This is a genomic window from Thioalkalivibrio sp. ALE14, assembly GCF_000376845.1.
In the GTDB taxonomy this organism is placed as follows: Bacteria; Pseudomonadota; Gammaproteobacteria; order Ectothiorhodospirales; family Ectothiorhodospiraceae; genus Thioalkalivibrio.
Genome location: NZ_AQXY01000018.1, coordinates 34,931 through 55,897 on the forward strand (window position 1 = coordinate 34,931; position 20,967 = coordinate 55,897).

The following is a 20,967-nucleotide window of genomic DNA, read 5'->3' on the forward strand; positions in this document are numbered from 1 at the left end:
CCCCCGGGGGGCCGGGAACAGAGGACACGGCATGGCAAATCTCGAACTGATCCTGGTGCTGGCGACTGCCGTGACCGGCCTGATCTGGCTGGGCTGGGTGATCCTGCGGCGGCGCCGCAGCCCGGAGCGCCAGCGCGAGATGCCCTGGTTCGTGGACTACTCGCGCTCGTTTTTCCCGGTGCTGCTGATCGTACTGATCCTGCGCTCGTTCGTGGCCGAGCCCTTTCGCATCCCCTCCGGCTCGATGATGCCGACCCTGCTGGTGGGGGACTTCATCATGGTCAGCAAGTTCTCTTACGGGATCCGTCTGCCGGTCACGCGTACCAAGGTCTTCGACACCGGCGAGCCGGAGCGCGGCGAGGTGGCGGTGTTCAAGTACCCTCGCAACCCGCAGGAAGACTACATCAAGCGCGTGATCGGCCTGCCGGGCGACACCATCGCCTTCCGTGATCGGGTGCTGTACGTGAACGGCGAGCCGCAGCCGGCCGAGCGCGTGGGCACCTTCGAGGGCGAGGGCTCCGGGCAGGTGATGTCGGGGGCCTCGATCTTCGAGGAGACTCTGGACGACCGCACCTACAACACCCTGATGCGCGAGCAGCAGGCGAGCCTGGACGGCTCGGTGACGGTGCCCGACGGGCACTACTTCATGGTTGGCGACAACCGCGACAACTCCAACGACAGCCGCGTCTGGGGGTTCGTCGCCGAGGAGCACCTGGTGGGCCGGGCGCTCTTCATCTGGCTGCATTGGGATTACAATGAGGGCTACCGGGACTTTTCCCGGATCGGTCAGGCGATTCGCTAGGTCCGTTCCGCGGGCGCAGGCATACAGGGGGCAGGGCATTCATGCGACATTCCAGACACTCGATGCAGGGCGCGGGCGCGGTCACGATTCTTGCGCTGATCTTCCTGGCGTTGCTGGTCGGCACGTTCGTGATCAAGATGGGCACGCAGTACACCCAGTTCCTCACCGTGCGTTCGATCATGCAGGACGTGGCCACCCAGACGGGTGCCGCTGACAAGAGCGAGCGCGAGCTGTGGCGCGAGATCAATCGCCGCTTCCAGATCAATTCGGTGTATGACGGGATCGGGGAAGAAGACTTCAGCGTGACCGAGAGCGGCGACGGCCGCCGCCTGCACCTGGAGTACGAGGTCCGCCGCGAATTCCTCGGCAATGTGGACGTGGTCGCGCGCTTCTCGAACACCGAGACGCTTGCTCCCTGACGGGGGCGGTGTCGATTGCCTTCGTTGCATGCCGTGCAGGGAGTTTCCGTGAGTCGCGACTTTCGCAGCCTGCTGCCGCCGGCCGTGCGCGATGGCGAGGGTGTCGGTCAGGCGCTGACCCATCGCAGCGCCGGCGGTCGCAACAACGAGCGCCTGGAATTCCTCGGGGATGCCGTCCTCGGGCTGGTGATTGCCGACGCCCTGTACGAGAAGCTGCCGGATGCCCCGGAAGGCGATCTGACCCGCCTGCGCGCCGCGCTGGTCAACCGCGAATCGCTGGCGGCGCTGGCGCGCGAGACCGGTCTCGAGGGCACGCTGAACCTGGGCCAGGGCGAGCGCAAGAGCGGCGGCCAGCGGCGCGACTCCATCCTGGCCGACGCGGTCGAGGCCCTGATCGGGGTGACCTACCGCGAGGCGGGGATGCAGGCCGCGCGCGAGTTCACCCTGGCGCTGTACGCCGAACGCCTGAATGATCTGCCGTCGGCCGAATCGCTGAAGGACCCCAAGACCCGGCTGCAGGAGCAGTTGCAGGGGCGCAATGCGGAACTGCCCGTCTACGAGGTGCTCGAGGTGGCCGGCCCGGACCACAAGCGCCAGTTCACCGTCGCGGTGCATCTGCCCACCCAGGGCTGGGGTCAGCGCGGCCAGGGGTCCTCGCGGCGCCGCGCCGAGCAGGCCGCGGCCGAGGCTGCCCTGAAACGCCTGCAACAGGTACAGGAACAATGACCGAGATTGAAGACAGTGCGGGCGACGCCACGCGCTGTGGCCTGGTGGCGTTGATCGGCCGGCCCAACGTGGGCAAGACCACGCTGATGAACCGCCTGGTCGGCGAAAAGCTGGCGGCGACGACGCGCCGGCCCCATACCACGCGTCATCGCATCCTCGGGATCGTGACCGAGGGGCAGGATCAGGTCGTTCTGATGGATACCCCCGGCATCGATACCGAGCGTACCCAGCTGGTGAACCGGGTCCTGAATCGCACGGCCAGTCAGGCGCTGGCGGATGCCGACCTGGTCTGCTTCATCGTTGAGGCTGGCCAGTTCGGGCCCGGCGACGAGCGGATCGAGGAAAACATCCGCCATTCCGGGCGCCCGGCGCTCCTGGTCATCAACAAGGTCGACCAGCTGCGCGAGAAGGAGGAGTTGCTGCCGTTCATCGAGGCCCGTGCCGCGAGCTTCGACTACGCCGGCGTGGTCCCGCTTTCGGCGAAGACCGGCTCCAATCTGGAGGGGCTGATCGCGGAGATCCGGGCACATCTCCCGCAGGGGCCGTTCCTGTACGACCCCGACCAGCTGTCCGATCGCCCGCAGCGCTTTCGTGCCGAGGAGATGATCCGCGAGTCCATGCTCGAGCACCTGGGGCAGGAGGTCCCGTACTCGGTGGCGGTGCGCGTCGAGGACTGGTCCGACGAGCCGCGCACCACGCACATCGACGCCGTGATCCTGGTCGAGCGCGACAGCCAGAAGGGCATCGTGATCGGCAAGGGCGGGCAGCGCCTCAAGCGCATTGGTCAGGCCGCGCGGGTCCAGCTGGAAGAACTGCTGGAGCGCAAGGTGATGCTGCGCCTGACCGTGCGCGTGGAGGCCGACTGGACGCGCAGCCCGCGCGCCCTGCGCGAACTCGGCATCGAAGAACCGCGATGAGGGCCCCGCGACGGGCATGAGCGGCGCGGGGTCGGCGGTCACCCAGGGGGTGGTGCTGCACGCCCGCCCGCTGCGCGAGAACAGCCGCGTGCTGGATCTGCTGACCGCCGAGGCCGGCCGCGTGTCGGCGGTGGTGCGCGGAAAGGCCGGGTCCGTGCAGCCGTTCGTGCTGCTGGATCTGGCCTGGCGCGGTCGCGGCGAGCTGCCGACCCTCAGCGTGGCCGAGCAGCAGCGCGTCTTCCCGCTGACCGGGCGGTCCCTGGTCTGCGGGTTGTACCTCAACGAACTGATCCTGCGCCTGTATCCGCGCGAGGCCCCGATCCCCGAGGCCCTGCCCGCATTGTTGTCCGCCTATGCCCGGCTGGCCGCCGGCGAGCGCGCTGATACCGTTCTGCGCCGTGCCGAGTGGACCCTGCTCGCACCACTGGATTCCGGCCTGGAGCATGTGGACCCGGACGCGCTGGATCCCGACACCTGGTATCGCTACGACCCGGACGGGGGGGTGGAGCCGGTGGCCGCCGGCCGCGGCGAGGCAATCCCCGGTGCAGCGCTGCGGGCGCTGGCCAGCGGGCAGACTGTCCCGGATAATCAGGCCCGCGTCAGCCGCGACTTCATGCGTCGGCTGATCGACACCCACCTGGCCGGCCGGCCGCTGCGGACCCGGGGTCTGCTGTAGGCTTTCCGGACCCCACCCACACAAAGGCACCGCAACATGTCGCATCCTGCTCCGCTGAAGCTCGGGGTCAATCTCGATCACATCGCCACCATCCGCCAGGCGCGCCATACGCCGTATCCGGACCTGATGCAGGCGGTGCGCCTGGCCGAGGCCAGCGGGGCCGATTCCATCACCCTGCACCTGCGCGAGGATCGCCGCCACATCCAGGACGATGATGTGTTCGGGATCAAGCCGCGGCTGAAGGTCCCGATGAACCTGGAGATGGCGGCCACCGAGGGGATGCAGGCGATTGCCCTTAAGCTGCGCCCCGAAGCCTGCTGCATCGTGCCGGAGAAGCGTGAGGAGCTGACCACCGAGGGTGGGCTGGATGCCGTGGGACAGCGGGAACGCCTGCGCGAGTTCGTCGCGCCATTGACCGCCGCCGGGATCGAGGTCTCGCTGTTCGTGGAGCCGGACCCGCGCCAGCTGGAGGCCGCGGTGGCGATCGGCGCCCCGGTGGTCGAGCTGCACACCGGTGCCTACGCGAATGCCCGCGATGCAGCGGAGCGCGAGCGTCTGCTCGCCGGCATCAACGAGGCCGCCGCCGCCGGCCAGGCCATGGGGCTGGTGATCAACGCGGGCCACGGACTGGACTACGACAATGTGCGGCCGATTGCGGCCAACCCGGTCTTTCACGAGCTGAATATCGGGCACTCGATCGTGGCGCGGGCCCTGTTCACCGGCCTGCCCGAAGCCGTCAGCCACATGCGGGGCCTGATGGATGCCGCCCGCGAGGGGCTGCCGGCCGGGCAATATCCGGTCTGAGCCGGCCATGATCCTCGGTATCGGGACCGACCTGGTGCAGGTGGCGCGCATGCAGGGCATGTGGGAGCGCCACGGCCCGCGCCTGGCCGAACGGATCCTGCATCCGCTGGAACGCGCGGAGCTGCCGTCCGCGCACCCGGCCGGCTTTCTCGCCCGGCGTTTCGCGGCCAAGGAGGCCCTGTCCAAGGCCCTGGGCTGCGGGGTGGGCGCGGACATGGCGCTGGTCGAGGCGGCGGTGACGCACGACGCACGAGGTCGGCCCGAATTCCTGCTGGAGGGCCGCGTCCGCGCCACGGCCGCGCGCCTGGGGGCCGGAACCATTCACCTCAGCATCAGCGACGAGCGCGAATACGCCCAGGCCTTCGTGATCGTGGAGGCTGCCCACGCCGTTCGGCGCTGACCCGCTGCCGCCGATACCCCCAGTCCGGGCCGGGCGCGCTTGCCGGACCGGGGGTGGCTCCCTAGAATGATGCCCCTTATGCCTGCCGGTGTCCGCGGACGCCGTGTCGGGCCAGCCCTGAGCGAGCGACGGAGTCCAGTCAATGCCCTGGAACGAACCGGGAAACAACAACCGCGATCCCTGGAGTGGGGGTGGCGGCGGTCAGCGCGGTAGCGGTGGCGGCGGGGGCGGCAATCAGCCCCCCGACCTCGAGGAGATGATGCGCAAGCTGTCGCGTCAGCTGAACGGCATCTTCGGCGGAGGCGGCAGTGGCGGGTCGGGCGGTTCCGGCAGCGGCATGGGCCGTGGGGCCCAGGCGCTCGTCAGCCTGGGCCTGATCATCGCTGTCGTGGTCTGGCTGGCCTCCGGTTTTCATATCATCTCGGAAGGCGAACGCGGCGTGGTGCTGCGCTTCGGCGAGTTCCAGCAAGTGAAGAACCCGGGGCCGGGGTGGCACCTGCCGTACCCGATCGAGCGCGTCGAGATCGAGAATGTCGACAACGTGCGCACGCTGTCCCATCGCGCACTGATCGTGACCGGTGACGAGAACATCATCGATGTCGACGTCGCCGTGCAGTACCGCATCCTCGACCTGGTCGACTATCTGTTCAACGTGCGCGACCCCGACACTACCGTGAATCAGGTAATGGAGTCGGCGATCCGCGAACGTATTGGCAAGAACAACCTCGACTTTATTCTTGGCGAGGGCCGTGGCGAGATCGCCTCCTCCTCGCGTGTGGTGATGCAGGAGAATCTGGATGCCTATGGCGCCGGTATCATCGTGACCGCCGTTTCCATGCAGCAGGCGCAGCCGCCGGAGCCGGTGCAGGAGTCCTTCGCCGACGCCATCCGCGCCCGCGAGGACGAGGTGCGCTTCCGCAACGAGGCCGAGGCCTACGCCAACGGCGTGATCCCGCGGGCCCGTGGCCAGGCCGCCCGCATCATCGAGGAGGCCGAGGGCTATCGTGACCAGGTGATCGCCCGGGCTGACGGGGACGCCGCGCGCTTCGACCAGTTGCTGGTCGAATACCAGCAGGCACCTGAAGTGACCCGTGATCGTCTGTATCTGGAGGCCGTCGAGGCCGTGCTCGAGGATTCGCGCAAGCTGATGCTGGATGTCGGCAGCAGCAATAACCTGATGATGCTGCCGCTGGATCAGCTGTTCCAGGGGACGGCGCGCAGCGGGGGCAATTCCGGTGATACACCGACACCGCGACCGCTGGATACCAGTCGCAGTGTCTTCAGCAACAGTGGCTCGGGTACGAGCAGCCGGCTGGGTGACCGCGACCCCGCCGCCCAGCGTTCGCGGGAGGTGCGCTAATGCTCCGCATAGCCGGTATTGCCGTGGTCGTGCTCGGTATCGTCGTCGCCTTGTCGACCTACACGGTCGACGAGCGTGACCGTGTCATCAAGTTTGCCCTGGGCGAGATCCGCGAGGTCGACCCCGCCCCGGGGCTGCACTTCAAGTTTCCGCTGATTCAGAACGTCGAGAAGTTCGACGCCCGGATCATGACGCTGAACATCCCGCCGGATCGGTTCCTGACCTCCGAGGCGAAGAACATCATCGTCGATTTCTACGCCAAGTGGCGGATCGACGACGTCGGCCAGTTCTACCGTGCCACGCGCGGCGACGAACGCCTGGCCGAGGAGCGTCTGGCGCAGATCCTGCGCGATGGCATGCGTAACGAGTTCGCCCGTTTCGAGCTGCAGGACGTGGTCGCCGGCGAGCGCCTGACCATCATGGGGGCCGTGCGCCAGACGGCGCTGGAGACCGCACAGGAGCTGGGGATCAACCTGGTCGACGTGCGCATCCGCCGCATGGACCTGCCGGACGAGGTGTCCGAGTCGGTGTACGAGCGCATGCGCGCCGAGCGTCAGCGTGTGGCCCAGGACTTCCGTGCCCGCGGACAGGAAGAGGCCGAGCGCATCCGGTCGCGAGCCGACCGCGAACGCACCGTGATCCTGGCGAACGCCTATCGCGACTCGGAGGAAATCCGGGGTGCGGGCGATGCCCGGGCAACCGAGACTCTCGGGCGCTCGTTCGGCGAGGACCAGGAGTTCTTCCGGTTCTATCGCAGCCTGATCGCCTATCGCAACAGCATGAGTGGCGATAACAGCACCTTCATCCTGGAACCGAACTCCGAGTTCTTCCAGTATTTCAACGCCCCCGGGGGTGAACGGCCGGCCCCGCTTCAGGCTCGCTAGCGAGGCGGAAAGCCGGGCAGCCGCGGCTGCCTCGAAGGTGGCCGTATGCAGCGGGCCCGGTAGCTTCCGGGCCCGACTTTTGCCGGGCGGCTGCCCGGGTCGGCTGGGTTTCAGTACAAGGGCAGGGACGACATGACCGATATCAACCGCTGGTTGCTGCCGGATGGGCTGGAGGAGGCCCTGCCGGACGCCGCGCGCCGTCTGGAGGATCTCCGGCGGGGTGTGCTGGACCAGTTCGACACCTGGGGCTATGACCTGGTCATGCCGCCCCTGGCCGAATACCTGGAGTCGCTCCTGACCGGGGCCGGGCATGCCCTGGACCTGCAGACCTTCAAACTGACCGATCAGCTTACCGGCCGCATGATGGGGGTGCGCGCGGATCTGACCCCGCAGGTGGCGCGCATCGACGCGCATCGCCTGCGGGTGCAGGGCCCGAACCGCCTGTGCTACGTGGGCTCCGCGTTGCGGACCCGCGCCGACGAGTGGTCCGGCTCGCGCAGCCCGCTGCAGGCCGGGGCCGAGCTGTTCGGCCACGACGGGATTGACAGCGATCTCGAGATTATCCGTTTGATGCTCGCGACCCTGGCGGTCTGCGGTGTCGAGCGCCCGAGCATGGACCTGGGTCACGTTGGCATCTACCGCGCACTGGCGCGGGATGCCGGCCTCGATGCCAGCCAGGAACAGGACTTCTTCGACCAGCTGCAGCGCAAGAGCGTGCCCGAGATCGAGCAGACCCTGGCCGACTGGCAGGCCGCCGGGCTGGCTCCCGCCGCCTGCACCCGACTGCGTGCCCTGGTGGATCTGAACGGTGAAGTCTCCGTGCTGGAGGAGGCCCGCCGGGCCCTGGTCGGGGCGCCGGTCGAGGTCGTGGCGGCGCTGGATCATCTGGAGGCCGTGGCGGCCCGGCTCGAGGCCGGCCAACCGGGTCTGGACCTGCATCTGGACCTGGCCGAGTTGCGTGGCTATGCCTACCATACCGGGCTGGTGTTTGCGGCCTTTGTGCCGGGTTCGGGCCAGGCGATCGCGCGCGGCGGTCGGTATAACGATATCGGACGCGTATTCGGCCGGGCGCGGGCGGCGACCGGTTTCAGTACCGACCTGCGCGCCTTTGTGCGGCGCGATACCGGCGCCCCGCTTCCGGCTCGCGAGACGGTTCGGGCGCCGGCCGGCGACGACGCGGTGCTCGAGGCCGCGATCGCGGAGCTGCGCGCACGCGGCGTGCGTGTGGTGCGCGAGCTGGAAGGCCAGGAAAATGGATCAGCCGAGGGCGCGCGTCTGGAGCAGCGTGCCGGTGCATGGACAGTCGTGGAGCGTTGATGGCGATGGGACGTTTTGTAGTCGTGCTGGGCAGCCAGTGGGGTGACGAGGGCAAGGGCAAGATCGTCGATCGTCTGACCGAGGATGCCGCCGCCGTGGTGCGCTTCCAGGGCGGGCACAATGCCGGCCACACGCTCGTCATCGACGGCGAGAAGACCGTGCTCCACCTGATCCCGTCCGGCATCCTGCGCGAGGGCGTGGAGTGCATGATCGGCAACGGCGTGGTGCTCTCGCCGGAGGCCCTGATCACCGAGATGGAGGAGCTGGAGGCGAAGGGCGTCCCGGTCGCCGACCGCCTGCGCCTGTCGGATGCCTGCCAGTTGATCCTGCCCTATCACGTGGCCCTGGACCATGCGCGCGAGAAGGCCCGTGGCAAGGCCGCGATCGGCACCACCGGCCGCGGAATCGGGCCGGCCTACGAGGATAAGGTCGCCCGCCGCGGTCTGCGCCTGGACGACCTGTTCCATCGCGAGCGACTGGCCGCCAAGCTGGGCGAGGTGATGGACTATCACAACTTCGCGCTGAAGCATTACTTCAAGGCCCCGACCGTCGACCAGCAGGAGGTGCTGGAGCAGTGCCTGGCGCACGCCGAGCGTCTGCAGCCGATGGTGACCGACGTGGCCGGCCGCCTGCACACGCTGCGCGAGCAGGGCAAGGATGTGATGTTCGAGGGCGCTCAGGGCACGCTGCTGGACATCGACCACGGGACCTATCCGTTCGTGACCTCCTCCAACACCACGGCGGGCGGGGCCTCCACCGGATCCGGGGTTGGCCCGCGCGACATCGACTATGTGCTGGGGATCACCAAGGCCTATACCACGCGCGTGGGGGCGGGGCCGTTCCCGACCGAGCTGTTCGACAACATGGGCGAGCACCTGGCGCGCCAGGGCAACGAATTTGGTTCCACCACGGGCCGTGCCCGGCGCTGCGGCTGGTTTGACGCGGTCGCGCTGAAGCGGGCGGTCAAGGTGAACACGATCAGCGGGCTGTGCATGACCAAGCTGGACGTGCTGGACGGGCTGGAGAATGTCCAGATCTGCGTGGGCTACAGCTGCGATGGCGAGACCCGCGAGGCGCCGCCATCCGGGGCCGAGGCCTATGCCGCCTGCACCCCGATCTACGAGGAGATGCCCGGCTGGTCGGAGTCCACGGTCGGGATTCGCGAATACGACAAGCTGCCGGCGAACGCGCGCGCCTATCTCGAGCGTCTGAGCGAGGTGGTCGGGGTGCCGGTGGACATGGTCTCCACCGGCCCGGATCGCGACGAGACCCTGGTGCTGCGCGACCCGTTCGATACCTGATCCGTCGGCGAACGCCGGGGCGCTCCAACGGGCCGGGCCCGCAAAGGGGCGCGGCGGGCCGGGGGCACGCAGGCGACCGCGATGCGCACACGCAAGAAGGCGCACCCCATCCATCCGGATGTTGCGTCATCAAATGAATCAGGGAGTCGGGAGAAGCCTGAAAATGGTGCCGAGGAGAGGACTTGAACCTCCACGGGGTTACCCCCACTAGCACCTGAAGCTAGCGCGTCTACCAATTCCGCCACCTCGGCACGAGGGACGACACACCGGTAAAACCGTGTGTCCTGCGCTTCAGGAGCGCGCAATATAGTGCGCGCCCGGGAAGCTGTCAACGCCCCGGGGCCGGAAAGTCGGCGCTCGGGACGACGTGCCGGCGGCGCGGGCGAACGCCGCGCTGCGCAACAAAATTCCGCATGCCTCATAATGGGCGCTTTGCGCGCCCGGCCGGATCCCCGGCGAGGGGCTGCCCATAGCAACATCCACAGAGTTCACTGAATGCCAAGACAACGCCGCAAGACCGCCGCCGATCCCAATTTCGAGCGCGAGGCGCAGAAATACGACAACCCCATTCCCAGCCGCGAGTTCATCCTCGGGCTCCTGCAGGAAGCCGACAATCCACTGTCCTACGACGAGATTGCCGAGCGCCTGGAGATCAGCGATGACGATCGCCTGGAGGCCCTGCGCCGCCGCCTGAAGGCGATGGAGCGCGATGGCCAGGCCCTGTGCAACCGCCGCGGCGCCTACCTGCCGGTCAATCAGGAAGATCTGATCCGCGGTCGCGTGATCGGCCATCCGGATGGCTTCGGTTTCCTGGTGCCGGACGAGCAGGACGACGACCTGTTCCTTTCACCCAAGCAGATGCGCGGCGTCTTTCATGGCGACCGCGTGCTGGCGCGCGTCATGGGCGTGGATCGCCGTGGACGCCGCGAAGGCGGGATCGTGGAAGTCCTGGAGCGCAATACCACGCAGGTGGTCGGTCGCCTCAAGATCGAGGACGGCGTCGGCGTCCTGACCCCGGACAACAAGCGCATCACCCACGACATCCTGGTGCCGCCGGATGGCCTGGGCGAGGCGGAGGACGACCAGATCGTGGTCGTGCGCATCCGCGAGTCGGCCTCGCGCACCGCGCGCCTGCGCGGCGACGTCCAGGAGGTCCTCGGCGAACACATGGCGCCGGGCATGGAGATCGATATCGCGATCCGTGCCCATGGCCTGCCGCACGAGTGGCCGGACGAGGTCACGGCCGCCGCCGACGAACTGGGTGCCGAGGTGGCCGAGGCGGACAAGAAGGGCCGCCTCGACCTGCGCGAGAAGCCGTTTGTCACCATCGACGGTGACGACGCCCGCGACTTCGACGACGCCCTGTATTGCGAGCCGGAAGGCAAGGGCTGGCGCCTGTGGGTCGCGATTGCCGATGTGTCGCATTACGTCGAGCGCAACGCGGCACTGGACCGCGAGGCGAGCACCCGCGGCACCTCGGTGTACTTCCCGAACAACGTCATCCCGATGCTCCCCGAGGCCCTGTCCAACGGTCTGTGTTCGCTGAACCCGAACGTGGACCGCCTGAGCATGATCTGCGAGATGGAGATCGGTGCGCGCGGGGCCCTGAAGAGCTACCGCTTCCACGAGGGCCTGATCCGTTCGCATGCACGCCTGATCTATGAAGACGTCGCCGCGATGCTCGATGGCGATGCGGCCCTGCGCGAGAAGAACGCGCATGTGATGCCCCACCTCGAGACCCTGCACAAGGTCTTCAAGTCGCTGCACGCGGCGCGCAATCGCCGCGGCGCGATCGACTTCGATACCACCGAGACGAAGATCGTCTTCGGCGAGGACCGCAAGATCGAGAAGATCGTCCCGACCGAGCGCAACGATGCCCATCGCCTGGTCGAGGAGTGCATGATCATGGCGAACGTGGCCGCTGCGCGCTTCCTCAAGAAGCACAAGGTGCCGGCGCTGTACCGCATCCATGACCAGCCACCGGCGGACAAGGTCGAGGAACTGCGCGAATTTCTCAACGGCGCGGGCCTGAGTCTCGGGGGTGGGGCGGAACCCACTCCGGCCGACTACACCGCGGTCCTGAAGGCCGCGCGCCAGCGCACGGACCAGCAGCTGATCCAGACGGTGCTGCTGCGTTCGCTGAGCCAGGCGGTGTACGCCCCGGAACTGGATGGCCACTTCGGTCTGGCGCTGGACGACTACGCCCACTTCACCTCGCCGATCCGACGCTATCCGGATCTGCTCGTGCACCGTGGCATCCGTCACGTGCTGCGTAAGGGGGGCGCCAAGGCCTTCCCGTATTCGCACGGGGACATGGAACAGCTGGGCGAGCACTGCTCGATGGCGGAACGCCGGGCCGACGACGCCACCCGCGACGCTGTGGCCTGGCTGAAGGCCGAGTACATGCAGGACAAGGTGGGCGAGACCTTCGTCGGCGTGGTTTCCGGTGTCACCGGCTTTGGCCTGTTCGTGGAGATCAAGGACGTCTACATCGAGGGCCTGGTACATGTCACCAGCCTGGATAACGACTTCTATCACTTTGATCCGGCGCGCCACAGCCTGACCGGCGAGCGCGGAGGCCGGGTGTTCCGCATTGGCGACGAGCTCAAGGTCCAGGTCGCGCGGGTCAGCCTCGATGATCGCAAGATCGACCTTGCCCTGGCCGAGGAGCCGGGCAAGCCCAAGCCCACGGATGCGCCGCCCAAGAAGCGCAGCCGCCGCAGCAAGCGCCGCAAGGATGCGGACGCCGCCCCGGTGGAGGCCGCTGCCGAGCCGGCAACGCCCGAACCGGAGGCGCCCGCTGGCGACGACGAGGCCCCGGCGCCGAAGAAAAAGCGCCGCCGTCGCGGCGGGCGTCGCCGTGGCGCCGCGTCCGGTGAGTCGAATCCGGCCAGCGAACCGGCAGGCCCGGATGCCGGGCCCGAGCCGGGGAACGAGGCAAGCCCGCCGAGCGAGCCGCACGACGACACCCCGGATGCCCCGGAACCCGGCAACGAGGCGGTTCCGCCGCCGCGGCCCGAGGCCGACAAGGACGGGAACACCATTGCCGAGCCCGAGGCGCAGCCGGCGGACAAGAAACCCGCGGGCTCCGGCCGTCGCCGCAGTCGCCGTCGGCGTCCGTCCTCGTCCTGAGGCGACCGGTGCGCCCGCATCCGTCCGCACGGTCATGCGCGGCCCCGGCATCCCCGGGCGTCGACTCGGGGTTCCTGACCGGTGAGCGCCGGGCGCTCGGAGCCGGGCGATGAGCAAGGGGGGCAAGGGCAGCCGCGCGGAGACCTTCGGCGGGATCCATGCGGTGGCGGCCGTTCTGGAGCACGCCCCGGAAAGGGTCAAGCGCCTGCAGCTGGCCACCGATCCGGTGGAGCCCGCCCTGGAGCGCCTGCTGCAGCGGGCCCGGGACTGCGGCCTGTCGGTCGAACGGGTCGGTCGCGAGCGCCTCGACCAGCAACACCCCGGCTTCCAGAACCAGGGCGTGATCGTGCACTGCACCCCGCGTCCGGTCGTGGATGAAAAGGCCCTGATCCGGCGGGTCCGCGACGGCCTGGACCTGCTACTGGTGCTCGACGAGGTGACCGATCCGCACAATCTCGGCGCCTGCCTGCGCACCGCCGATGCGGCCGGCGCCGGCGCGGTGGTCATGCCGCGCCACCACAGTGCGGCCCTGACCCCTGCGGCCATCAAGGTGGCCTCCGGCGCGGCCGAGACCGTTCCGGTCGTGACGGTGGGCAATCTCGCGCGCACGCTGGCCTCGCTGAAGGACGCCGGCATGTGGACCGTGGGTCTGGCGGGCGAGGCGGGGGAGAGCCTCTACCGGGTGGACCTGCGCCTGCCGACCGCGATCGTGATGGGGGCCGAGGGCGAGGGCCTGCGCCGCCTGACCCGGGAGGCCTGCGATCATCTGGTCGCGCTGCCGATGCGGGGCACGGTGGAGAGCCTCAATGTCTCCGTCGCCACGGGGGTCACCCTGTTCGAGGCCGTGCGTCAACGCCAGGCCGGGCCGGAGCCGAGCTCGAGCTGAGGAAAGCCTTCCCTTCGGGCCTCCCGGTGTGGCGTCCCCGTCGGTTTCCCCGGCTTTGGCTTGTTGTTGCCGCCCGCTTCGGTTATCGTATCGCGCCTTTCTGCCCCGCGGGTGCGCCCGCGGAGTCGAACCCTTGCCTCACCGCGTGGACGGGAGGCTGATACCCGCAAGGAGTTCCCGATGCGTCACTACGAAGTTGTATTCCTGGTCCACCCGGACCAGAGCGAGCAGGTCCCGGCGATGATCGAGCGCTACAAGGGCCTGGTCGAAGGCCACGAAGGCAAGATCCACCGCCTGGAAGACTGGGGCCGCCGTCAGCTGGCCTACCCGATCCAGAAGCTGGTGAAGGCCCACTACGTGCTCATGAACATCGAGGCCTCGGAAGAGGCGATGGAAGAGCTGGCCAGTGCCTTCCGGTTCAACGATGCCGTGCTGCGCCACCTGGCGATGCGCATGGAAGAGGCCGTGACCGAGACCTCCCCGCTGGCCAAGGGCCAGGAAGAGGAAGGTGCCAAGGGCCGTCGCCGCGAGCGCGACGACGAGGGTGGCGAAGCCGCCTCCGACGACTCGGCCGCCGCCGAGTAAGTCCCGCCCGTTCGTTGACCGATTGATTGAAGGAGATCTGACATGGCCCGTTTTCCGCGTCGCCGCAAGTACTGCAAGTTCACCGCCGAAGGCATCGATTACATCGATTACAAGGACCTGAACCTGCTCAAGGGTTTCGTCACCGAGACCGGCAAGATTGTGCCCAGCCGCGTCACCGGCACCAGTGCGAAGTACCAGCGTCAGCTGGCTACCGCCGTGAAGCGTGCGCGCTTCCTCGCCCTGCTGCCGTACAGCGACAACCACTAAGACACGTACCGGTTCGCCGGGGGCCGTCGCCATGCGCGTACTGGCCGAATTCGCGATGAAAAGCCGGGGCCGCGCCGTGGGCGCGGTCGCCGGCTTTGGCGTGGCAGGATTGTTCCTGCCGCCGGTGGCCCTGCTCAGCAGTGCGCTGATCGCGCTGGTGGGCCTGCGCATCGGGCTCGGGCAGGCGCTGCTGGTGATGGCGCTGTCCGCGGTCGTGCTCGGGGTGGCGATGTTTGCCCTGATGCCCGAGGCCCCGCTGTTCGCGGGTCTCGTCGCCGGAGTGGTGCAGTGGGCCCCGGTCGCGCTGCTCGCCGAGCTGCTGCGGCGTACGGTCTCGTGGCGCATGACGCTGCAGGCCGCGGCCGGGGTCGCCGGTCTCGGGGTGCTGGCGGTGCACATGCTGGTCCCGGATCTCGAGTCCACCTGGGCCGAGACCGGCATGGCGCTGCTGGGGCCGCTGGTCGAGGGCAGCGAAACCGGCCCGCAGGAACTGGAGGCGGGGCTGCGTCGCGCCGCCCCGTATCTGACCGGGCTGTTTGCCGGGATCCTGCTGCTGAGCCTGACGCTGGCGGTGCTGCTGGGCCGCTACTGGCAGGCCCTGCTGTACAACCCGGGGGCGTTCGGCGAAGAGTTCCGGGCGCTGCAGTTCGGACGCGCGATGAGCGCGGCCACGCTGCTGCTGGCAGGGGTCGGGCATCTGGGCCCGGTCCCGCTGGCCACCGAGCTGGCGTTCATCCTGGCGGTGCTGTTCTTCCTGCAAGGGATCGCGCTGATGCACGCGCTGACCCTACGCCAGGGGATGAGCAGTTTCTGGCTGGTGGGGATGTATGTCCTGCTGGCCCTGGCGCTGCCGCAGATGTTTCTGCTGCTCGCGACCATCGGGGTCATCGATGCCTGGGCGGATATCCGCTCGCGGCTGGGGCCGGGCCAGGCGGACAACAGTGATTCGTGAGACCGACCGCGGGTCGGTGTAGAATGCGGCCCCTTCGGGGTCTGATCAAACGTTACAGGAATACCAAAGATGGAAGTCATTCTGCTGGAAAAGATCGACAACCTCGGCACCCTGGGTGACCGCGTCAACGTGCGCCCGGGCTTTGCGCGCAACTATCTCCTGCCGCAGGGCAAGGCCACGTTCGCCACCGCCGAGAACATTGCCGAGTTCGAGGCGCGCCGCGCCGAACTGGAGAAGGCAGCCGCCGAGGCCCTGGCTGCGGCCGAGGCACGCAAGGAAAAGCTGGATGGCACCGTGCTCGAGATCACCGCGAAGTCCGGTGGCGAAGGCAAGCTGTTCGGCTCCATCGGTCCGGCCGACATCGCCGACGCCCTCACCGCCAAGGGCACCGAAGTCGAGAAGAAGGAAGTGCGCATGCCGGAAGGCCCGCTGCGTACCACCGGCGAGTTCGAGGTCGGTCTTCACCTGTACTCGGACGTGGATGTCGATATCCGCGTCGTCGTGATCGGCGAAGAGTGAGCCAAAGGATGTCGGGAGGGTGGCCCCACCGGGTCGCTGATACCCGGCAGATGGGCGGGTTCGCTGCATGAACTCGCCCATGACCCCGAATCCGCGGGTTCCCCCGCACTCCGAAGAGGCCGAGCAGGCCGTCCTCGGAGGCCTGATGCTGGATAACGCCGCCTGGGACCGGGTGGCGGACCGCATCACCGCAGAAGACTTCTATCGCCACGATCACCGCCTGATCTTCCGGGCGGTGTCCACGCTGGCGGATCGCAATGCCCCGTTCGACATGGTGACCGTGTCGGAGCAGCTGGACCGCACGGCGGAACTGGAATCCGCCGGCGGCATGGCCTATCTCGGGCGCCTCGCTTCCGAAACCCCCAGTGCCGCGAACATCGTGGCCTATGCCGATATCGTCCGCGAGCGCTCCATCCTGCGCTCGCTGATCTCGGTGGGGACCGAGATCGCCGATTCCGCCTATACCCCCGACGGCCGTGACTCCAAGGAACTGCTGGACGTGGCGGAACAGAAGGTGTTCCGTATTGCCGAGCAGGGCGCTCGGGGTGCCCAGGGCTTTCGCGGGATGAAGCCGCTGCTGACGGCGGCGGTGAACCAGATTGAAGAGCTCTACGAGACCAAAAACCCCATCACGGGGATCGCCACGGGCTATGAGGACCTGGACGCCCTGACCTCCGGGCTGAATCCGGGCGATCTGGTGATCGTGGCCGGGCGCCCGTCCATGGGCAAGACCTCGTTCGCGATGAATATCGCCGAGTACGTGGCGATGAAGAACGCCGAACCGGTCGCGATCTTCTCCATGGAGATGCCGGGCGAGCAGCTGGCCATGCGCCTGCTCTCGTCGATGGGCCGGATCAACCAGCAGAAGCTGCGCTCCGGCCGGCTGGAGGATGGCGACTGGCCGCGCCTGACCAGTGCGGTGCAGATGCTCTCCGAAGCGCCGCTGTACATCGACGACACCCCGGCGCTGTCGCCCACCGAGCTGCGCGCCCGCACGCGCCGCCTGATGCGCGAGCACAAGGGGCTCAAGCTGATCGTGGTCGACTACCTGCAGCTGATGCAGTTTCCCGGGGCCGGCGAGAGCCGCGCCCACGAGATCTCCGAGATCTCGCGCGGCCTGAAGGCCCTGGCCAAGGAGCTGAGCGTGCCGATGATCGCGCTGTCGCAGCTCAACCGTTCGCTGGAACAGCGGCCGAACAAGCGTCCGGTAATGTCGGACCTGCGCGAGTCCGGGGCCATCGAGCAGGACGCCGACATCATCGCCTTTGTCTATCGCGACGAGGTCTACAACGAGGAATCCCCCGATAAGGGCACGGCGGAGATCATCATCGCCAAACAGCGTAACGGCCCCATCGGCACCGTGCGCCTGACCTTCCGCGGGCAGTTCACGCGCTTCGAGAACTATGCCCCCGACGTCTACGGCGAGATGGGCCACCAGGCCTGACCAGCGGCGTGAAACGCGCGGCCACCCTCCAGCTCCATCCCGAGGCCCTGCGGCACAACCTGGCCGTGGCGCGCCGCCTGGCCCCCGGTGCCCCCATGTGGTCGGTGATCAAGGCCGAGGGTTACGGCCACGGTCTGCTGTGGGCCGCCGAGGTGCTGGGGGCGGACAGCGACGGCCTGGCGGTTTCGCAGGTCGGCGAGGCGCGTGCGCTGCGCGCTGCCGGCTTCGGCGGGCCACTGCTGGTCCTGCAGGGGCCGCGGGACGTCACCGAGGCGCATGCCTGCATCGAATTCGCCCTGCAGCCCGTTGTGCACGACCCCGCGCAACTCGAGCTTCTCGATGTCGCCGGAGTCACGCTCCCCGAGGTCTGGGTCAAGGTCAACACCGGCATGAACCGCCTGGGCTTCGAGGCGCGTCGAGCGGGTGAGGTCGCCGCCCGCCTGCAGGCCACCGGGCACGGGCACGCGGGTCTGCACTGGATGACCCACCTCGCCTGCGCCGATGCGCCCGACCACCCGCAGAATGCCCGGCAGCTGGCCTGCTTTGCCGACACCGTGGCAGCGTTCCCGGGATACCGCAGTGTGGCCAACTCGGCTTCCCTGTTCGCGGGCTGGGGCCGCGGCGGCGACGCGGCCCCAGCCGGTGACTACTGGGCACGCCCCGGCATCATGCTCTACGGCGCACATCCGGCCTCGGTCCCGGAGGCGCGCCCGCCCGAGGGGCCCGAGGGGGACCTGCGCCCGGCGATGACCGTTCGCGCCCCGATCATCGCGACCCAGTCGCTGGAGCCCGGCGAGTCGGTCGGTTATGGCGCGACCTGGACGGCCAGCGGACCCGGCCGGGCCGGGATCGTCGCGATGGGCTATGCCGACGGTTATCCGCGCCACGCCCCGTCGGGTACCCCGGTCCGTGTGCAGGACCGGATTTGCCCGCTGATCGGGCGCGTCTCCATGGACATGCTGGCGGTGGACCTGAGCGGGGTGCCCGAGGCGCAGGTCGGCGACATGGCGACGCTGTGGGGCGAGGGGTTGCCGGTGGAACGCGTCGCGCGCGCGGCGGGCACGATCAGCTACGAGCTCCTGACCCGCGTGGCGGACCGTCTGCAGCCGGCACGCTGATACACTGTCGCATCCCGCATTCTAGGGAAACGCTGATTAATGTATACACTCGCGTTGGCACCCCAGGTTTTCCGAGACAAGGCGCGTCGAGTAGCGGGTAGTGGTTCTACCCGCCCGTTTTTGATTGCTTCGGGGCGCAACGCAGGATCGGGGAACCTGGGGTGCCAACCCCACAAGCTATTGAGAACAGGGGCTCGGCCGCCCGTTAGTGACGAAAACGGGCGCGCGCACGGCGTTGCGCCTCCCTTGTGCAGAATGACTGCAAGGCGGTCACCGCGCCTTGTTCGCACGCAAAAGCGACTCGAGCGCGAGCGTGTACATTAATCAGTGTTTCCCTAGGATGCCGCGATGACCGACTTCGACCCCACCGATTACGACCCGCAGACTGTCGCCATCCGCCATGGCTACCGGCGCACGCCCGAGGGCGAGCACTCCGAGGCGATCTTCCCGACCTCGAGCTTCGTGTTCGGCTCGGCCGCGGAGGCCGCGGCGCGCTTTGGCGGCGAGAGCCCGGGTAACATCTATTCGCGCTTCACCAACCCCACCGTGCGCACCTTCCAGGACCGCCTGGCGGCGCTGGAGGGTGGGGAGGCCTGTGTCGCCACCGCCTCCGGCATGTCCGCGATCCTCGCGACCATGATGGGGCTGCTGAAGGCCGGCGATCACGTGGTCTGCTCGCGTTCGGTGTTCGGCACCACCACCGTGCTGTTCAACAACTACCTCGGGCGCTTCGGCGTGGAAGTCACCTACGTCGAGCTGTCGAATCTGGAGGCCTGGGAGGCCGCCACACAACCCAATACCCGGCTGTACTTCTGCGAGACGCCGTCCAACCCGCTGGGCGAGGTGGTGGACATCGCCGCGCTGGCGGAGATCGCGCACCGCCACGATGTGCTGCTGGCCGTGGACAACTGCTTCTGCACGCCGGCCCTGCAGCGCCCGCTGGATCTGGGGGCCGACATCATTATCCACTCGGCGACCAAGTTCCTCGACGGCCAGGGCCGTTGTCTGGGCGGCGCGGTGGTGGGCGACGCCGAGCACGTCGGCAAGGACGTCTATGGCTTCCTGCGCACCGCGGGTCCGACGCTGTCGCCGTTCAACGCCTGGGTGTTCCTGAAGGGGCTGGAGACCCTCGCCTTGCGCATGCGCGCTCACAGCGACAACGCGCTGGCCCTGGCGCAGTGGCTGCAGGCCCATCCGAAGGTCACGGCGGTGCATTACCCGGGCCTGCCGGATCACCCGCAGCACGCGATCGCGAAGCAGCAGCAAAGCGGATTTGGCGGGGTGCTGAGCTTCGAGGTCGCCGGCGGGCGCGAGGCTGCCTGGTCGGTGATCGACGCCACCCGGTTCCTGTCGATCACCGCCAATCTCGGCGATGCCAAGACCACGATCACCCATCCGGCGACCACTACCCACGGTCGCGTCGACCCGGACAAGCGCGAGGCACAGGGCATTACCGAGGCCCTGGTGCGCGTGGCGGTGGGGCTGGAGGCGGTTGGCGACATCGAGCGCGATCTGGCGCACGGCCTGGACGCGCTCTGACGCGACCGGCCGACGGGCGCCAGAAACGCTATGTCGACCTCCATGCCAGGTGGTGCCCCAACGCAACCCCGCCGGCGTCCGCGCTGGCGTGTCCTGCTGACGGTCGTCATCGGGTTTCACCTACTGGGGTTCCTGTCTTCGCTGGACGCGCTGATGTCCACCCGGACGCCGCAGGGCGCCGTAGCCTGGATCGTCTCGCTCAACACCGTGCCGTATGTGGCCGTGCCGGCCTACTGGGTGTTCGGCGCCAGCGAGTTTCGCGGCTATGTGGTCGCGCGCCGTGACGAGGACTCCAGTCTCGCCCGCGCGCTGCAGCCGAAGACCGAGGAGCTGTGGTCGCACCAGTACATCGCCGAGGAACCCAGCAAGCACCTGGACGGGGTGCAGCGGCTTGCGCGCTGGCCGTTCCTCCACGGCAATGAGGTCGAACTGCTGGTGGACGGCAAGGCGACCTTCGACAGTATCTTCCGCGGGATCGAGCAGGCCGAGCGCTACCTGTTGGTGCAGTTCTACATCGTGCGCGACGACGATCTCGGGCGGGAATTCCAGCGACGGCTGGTGGAACGTGCCGAGGCCGGGGTCGAGGTCTATTTCCTGTACGACGAGATCGGCAGCTACCGCTTGCCCGGGAGCTACCTGGACACCCTGCGCGAGGCGGGCGTCCATGTGCAGCATTTTCACTCTACCCGCGGGCGGGGTAATCGCTTCCAGCTGAACTTCCGCAACCATCGCAAGACCTGATTAGCGACGAGAGTCAGCCAGGCTCACTGGGTGAGCCACCCCCGGGCGTACGCTGAGGCTACACAGCGAGCGGAGGGTGCCACCATGGCGCAGAATCGGATTCAGTTTCAGCCGGGGATGTCGTTGCCGGCATTCATCGCCCAGTACGGCACCGAGGCCCAGTGCGAGGCGGCGCTGG

20 protein-coding genes, 1 tRNA gene and 1 pseudogene are annotated in these 20,967 nt (G+C 68.2%); 21 read left to right on the forward strand and 1 reads right to left on the reverse strand.

The features are described 5' to 3' along the window. The first annotated feature begins 31 nt into the window (after positions 1–31). The 11 genes from lepB to F572_RS0101995 all read left to right on the forward strand — a co-directional run bounded on the left by lepB (position 32) and on the right by F572_RS0101995 (position 9,606). On the forward strand, positions 32–802 hold the full coding sequence (gene lepB, locus F572_RS0101945; RefSeq protein WP_017940960.1) for a signal peptidase I: 771 nt from the start codon (positions 32–34) through the stop codon (positions 800–802). 62 nt (positions 803–864) lie between these two features. Continuing rightward, complete coding sequence (locus F572_RS0101950) at positions 865–1,221, forward strand: DUF4845 domain-containing protein (protein ID WP_017940961.1); 357 nt, start codon at positions 865–867, stop codon at positions 1,219–1,221. 48 nt (positions 1,222–1,269) lie between these two features. Then, on the forward strand, positions 1,270–1,947 hold the full coding sequence (gene rnc / locus F572_RS0101955; RefSeq protein ID WP_017940962.1) for a ribonuclease III: 678 nt from the start codon (positions 1,270–1,272) through the stop codon (positions 1,945–1,947). Then, positions 1,944–2,864 carry a GTPase Era gene (gene era, locus F572_RS0101960; protein WP_017940963.1) on the forward strand — a complete coding sequence of 307 codons (921 nt, stop codon included), beginning with the start codon at positions 1,944–1,946 and terminating at the stop codon, positions 2,862–2,864. Before rnc ends, era begins: the two co-directional genes overlap by 4 nt. Positions 2,865–2,880: 16 nt before the next feature. Next, entirely contained in the window at positions 2,881–3,540 is a 660-nt protein-coding gene (locus F572_RS0101965) for a DNA repair protein RecO (RefSeq protein WP_017940964.1), read from the forward strand. Positions 3,541–3,576: 36 nt separating this feature from the next. Then, the gene (gene pdxJ, locus F572_RS0101970) at positions 3,577–4,344 is read left to right on the forward strand and encodes a pyridoxine 5'-phosphate synthase (protein ID WP_017940965.1); all 768 of its coding nucleotides are present in this window, start codon (positions 3,577–3,579) and stop codon (positions 4,342–4,344) included. 7 nt (positions 4,345–4,351) lie between these two features. Continuing rightward, complete coding sequence (gene acpS / locus F572_RS0101975; protein ID WP_017940966.1) at positions 4,352–4,744, forward strand: holo-ACP synthase; 393 nt, start codon at positions 4,352–4,354, stop codon at positions 4,742–4,744. 142 nt (positions 4,745–4,886) lie between these two features. Further along, the gene (hflK, locus tag F572_RS0101980) at positions 4,887–6,104 is read left to right on the forward strand and encodes an FtsH protease activity modulator HflK (RefSeq protein ID WP_017940967.1); all 1,218 of its coding nucleotides are present in this window, start codon (positions 4,887–4,889) and stop codon (positions 6,102–6,104) included. Continuing rightward, positions 6,104–6,988: a protease modulator HflC gene (hflC, locus tag F572_RS0101985; RefSeq protein ID WP_017940968.1), complete on the forward strand. Its 885-nt coding sequence runs from the start codon at positions 6,104–6,106 to the stop codon at positions 6,986–6,988. Before hflK ends, hflC begins: the two co-directional genes overlap by 1 nt. A 132-nt stretch (positions 6,989–7,120) precedes the next feature. Further along, entirely contained in the window at positions 7,121–8,305 is a 1,185-nt protein-coding gene (locus F572_RS0101990; RefSeq protein WP_017940969.1) for an ATP phosphoribosyltransferase regulatory subunit, read from the forward strand. After that, entirely contained in the window at positions 8,305–9,606 is a 1,302-nt protein-coding gene (locus tag F572_RS0101995) for an adenylosuccinate synthase (RefSeq protein WP_017940970.1), read from the forward strand. Before F572_RS0101990 ends, F572_RS0101995 begins: the two co-directional genes overlap by 1 nt. 164 nt (positions 9,607–9,770) lie before the next feature. Here the strand turns inward: F572_RS0101995 and F572_RS0102000 are convergent. After that, positions 9,771–9,857 (reverse strand) — tRNA-Leu (locus F572_RS0102000). A gap of 244 nt (positions 9,858–10,101) precedes the next feature. Between F572_RS0102000 and rnr the strand changes: the two genes are divergently transcribed. The 10 genes and pseudogenes from rnr to F572_RS14680 all read left to right on the forward strand — a co-directional run. Next, positions 10,102–12,738: a ribonuclease R gene (gene rnr, locus F572_RS0102005; protein WP_017940971.1), complete on the forward strand. Its 2,637-nt coding sequence runs from the start codon at positions 10,102–10,104 to the stop codon at positions 12,736–12,738. 109 nt (positions 12,739–12,847) lie between these two features. Beyond that, complete coding sequence (gene rlmB, locus F572_RS0102010; protein ID WP_017940972.1) at positions 12,848–13,624, forward strand: 23S rRNA (guanosine(2251)-2'-O)-methyltransferase RlmB; 777 nt, start codon at positions 12,848–12,850, stop codon at positions 13,622–13,624. Positions 13,625–13,804: 180 nt separating this feature from the next. Continuing rightward, on the forward strand, positions 13,805–14,209 hold the full coding sequence (gene rpsF, locus F572_RS0102015; protein ID WP_017940973.1) for a 30S ribosomal protein S6: 405 nt from the start codon (positions 13,805–13,807) through the stop codon (positions 14,207–14,209). A gap of 42 nt (positions 14,210–14,251) precedes the next feature. Next, a complete protein-coding gene (gene rpsR, locus F572_RS0102020) occupies positions 14,252–14,476 on the forward strand; it encodes a 30S ribosomal protein S18 (RefSeq protein WP_017940974.1) in 225 nt (74 codons plus the stop codon). A gap of 31 nt (positions 14,477–14,507) precedes the next feature. Further along, positions 14,508–15,428 carry a hypothetical protein gene (locus F572_RS0102025; protein ID WP_017940975.1) on the forward strand — a complete coding sequence of 307 codons (921 nt, stop codon included), beginning with the start codon at positions 14,508–14,510 and terminating at the stop codon, positions 15,426–15,428. 69 nt (positions 15,429–15,497) lie between these two features. After that, entirely contained in the window at positions 15,498–15,947 is a 450-nt protein-coding gene (gene rplI / locus F572_RS0102030) for a 50S ribosomal protein L9 (RefSeq protein WP_017940976.1), read from the forward strand. 79 nt (positions 15,948–16,026) lie between these two features. Beyond that, positions 16,027–17,391 carry a replicative DNA helicase gene (gene dnaB / locus F572_RS0102035; RefSeq protein WP_017940977.1) on the forward strand — a complete coding sequence of 455 codons (1,365 nt, stop codon included), beginning with the start codon at positions 16,027–16,029 and terminating at the stop codon, positions 17,389–17,391. 8 nt (positions 17,392–17,399) lie between these two features. Continuing rightward, positions 17,400–18,509, forward strand: a complete 1,110-nt coding sequence (alr, locus tag F572_RS0102040; protein WP_017940978.1) for an alanine racemase — start codon at positions 17,400–17,402, stop codon at positions 18,507–18,509. A 348-nt stretch (positions 18,510–18,857) separates the two neighbouring features. Further along, positions 18,858–20,048: an O-succinylhomoserine sulfhydrylase gene (locus F572_RS0102045; protein ID WP_017940979.1), complete on the forward strand. Its 1,191-nt coding sequence runs from the start codon at positions 18,858–18,860 to the stop codon at positions 20,046–20,048. A gap of 30 nt (positions 20,049–20,078) precedes the next feature. Next, positions 20,079–20,783, forward strand: a pseudogene (locus F572_RS14680) (cardiolipin synthase); the annotation flags it as partial. Positions 20,784–20,967: the final 184 nt, after the last annotated feature.

What these genes read in the sequence shown, in the direction of transcription:
- lepB (WP_017940960.1), top strand. Translation starts at nt 32, where the DNA reads ATGGCAAATCTCGAACTGATCCTGGTGCTGGCGACTGCCGTGACCGGC.
- F572_RS0101950 (WP_017940961.1), top strand. Translation starts at nt 865, where the DNA reads ATGCAGGGCGCGGGCGCGGTCACGATTCTTGCGCTGATCTTCCTGGCG.
- era (WP_017940963.1), top strand. Translation starts at nt 1,944, where the DNA reads ATGACCGAGATTGAAGACAGTGCGGGCGACGCCACGCGCTGTGGCCTG.
- F572_RS0101965 (WP_017940964.1), top strand. Translation starts at nt 2,881, where the DNA reads ATGAGCGGCGCGGGGTCGGCGGTCACCCAGGGGGTGGTGCTGCACGCC.
- pdxJ (WP_017940965.1), top strand. Translation starts at nt 3,577, where the DNA reads ATGTCGCATCCTGCTCCGCTGAAGCTCGGGGTCAATCTCGATCACATC.
- acpS (WP_017940966.1), top strand. Translation starts at nt 4,352, where the DNA reads ATGATCCTCGGTATCGGGACCGACCTGGTGCAGGTGGCGCGCATGCAG.
- hflK (WP_017940967.1), top strand. Translation starts at nt 4,887, where the DNA reads ATGCCCTGGAACGAACCGGGAAACAACAACCGCGATCCCTGGAGTGGG.
- hflC (WP_017940968.1), top strand. Translation starts at nt 6,104, where the DNA reads ATGCTCCGCATAGCCGGTATTGCCGTGGTCGTGCTCGGTATCGTCGTC.
- F572_RS0101990 (WP_017940969.1), top strand. Translation starts at nt 7,121, where the DNA reads ATGACCGATATCAACCGCTGGTTGCTGCCGGATGGGCTGGAGGAGGCC.
- F572_RS0101995 (WP_017940970.1), top strand. Translation starts at nt 8,305, where the DNA reads ATGGCGATGGGACGTTTTGTAGTCGTGCTGGGCAGCCAGTGGGGTGAC.
- rnr (WP_017940971.1), top strand. Translation starts at nt 10,102, where the DNA reads ATGCCAAGACAACGCCGCAAGACCGCCGCCGATCCCAATTTCGAGCGC.
- rlmB (WP_017940972.1), top strand. Translation starts at nt 12,848, where the DNA reads ATGAGCAAGGGGGGCAAGGGCAGCCGCGCGGAGACCTTCGGCGGGATC.
- rpsF (WP_017940973.1), top strand. Translation starts at nt 13,805, where the DNA reads ATGCGTCACTACGAAGTTGTATTCCTGGTCCACCCGGACCAGAGCGAG.
- rpsR (WP_017940974.1), top strand. Translation starts at nt 14,252, where the DNA reads ATGGCCCGTTTTCCGCGTCGCCGCAAGTACTGCAAGTTCACCGCCGAA.
- F572_RS0102025 (WP_017940975.1), top strand. Translation starts at nt 14,508, where the DNA reads ATGCGCGTACTGGCCGAATTCGCGATGAAAAGCCGGGGCCGCGCCGTG.
- rplI (WP_017940976.1), top strand. Translation starts at nt 15,498, where the DNA reads ATGGAAGTCATTCTGCTGGAAAAGATCGACAACCTCGGCACCCTGGGT.
- dnaB (WP_017940977.1), top strand. Translation starts at nt 16,027, where the DNA reads ATGACCCCGAATCCGCGGGTTCCCCCGCACTCCGAAGAGGCCGAGCAG.
- F572_RS0102045 (WP_017940979.1), top strand. Translation starts at nt 18,858, where the DNA reads ATGACCGACTTCGACCCCACCGATTACGACCCGCAGACTGTCGCCATC.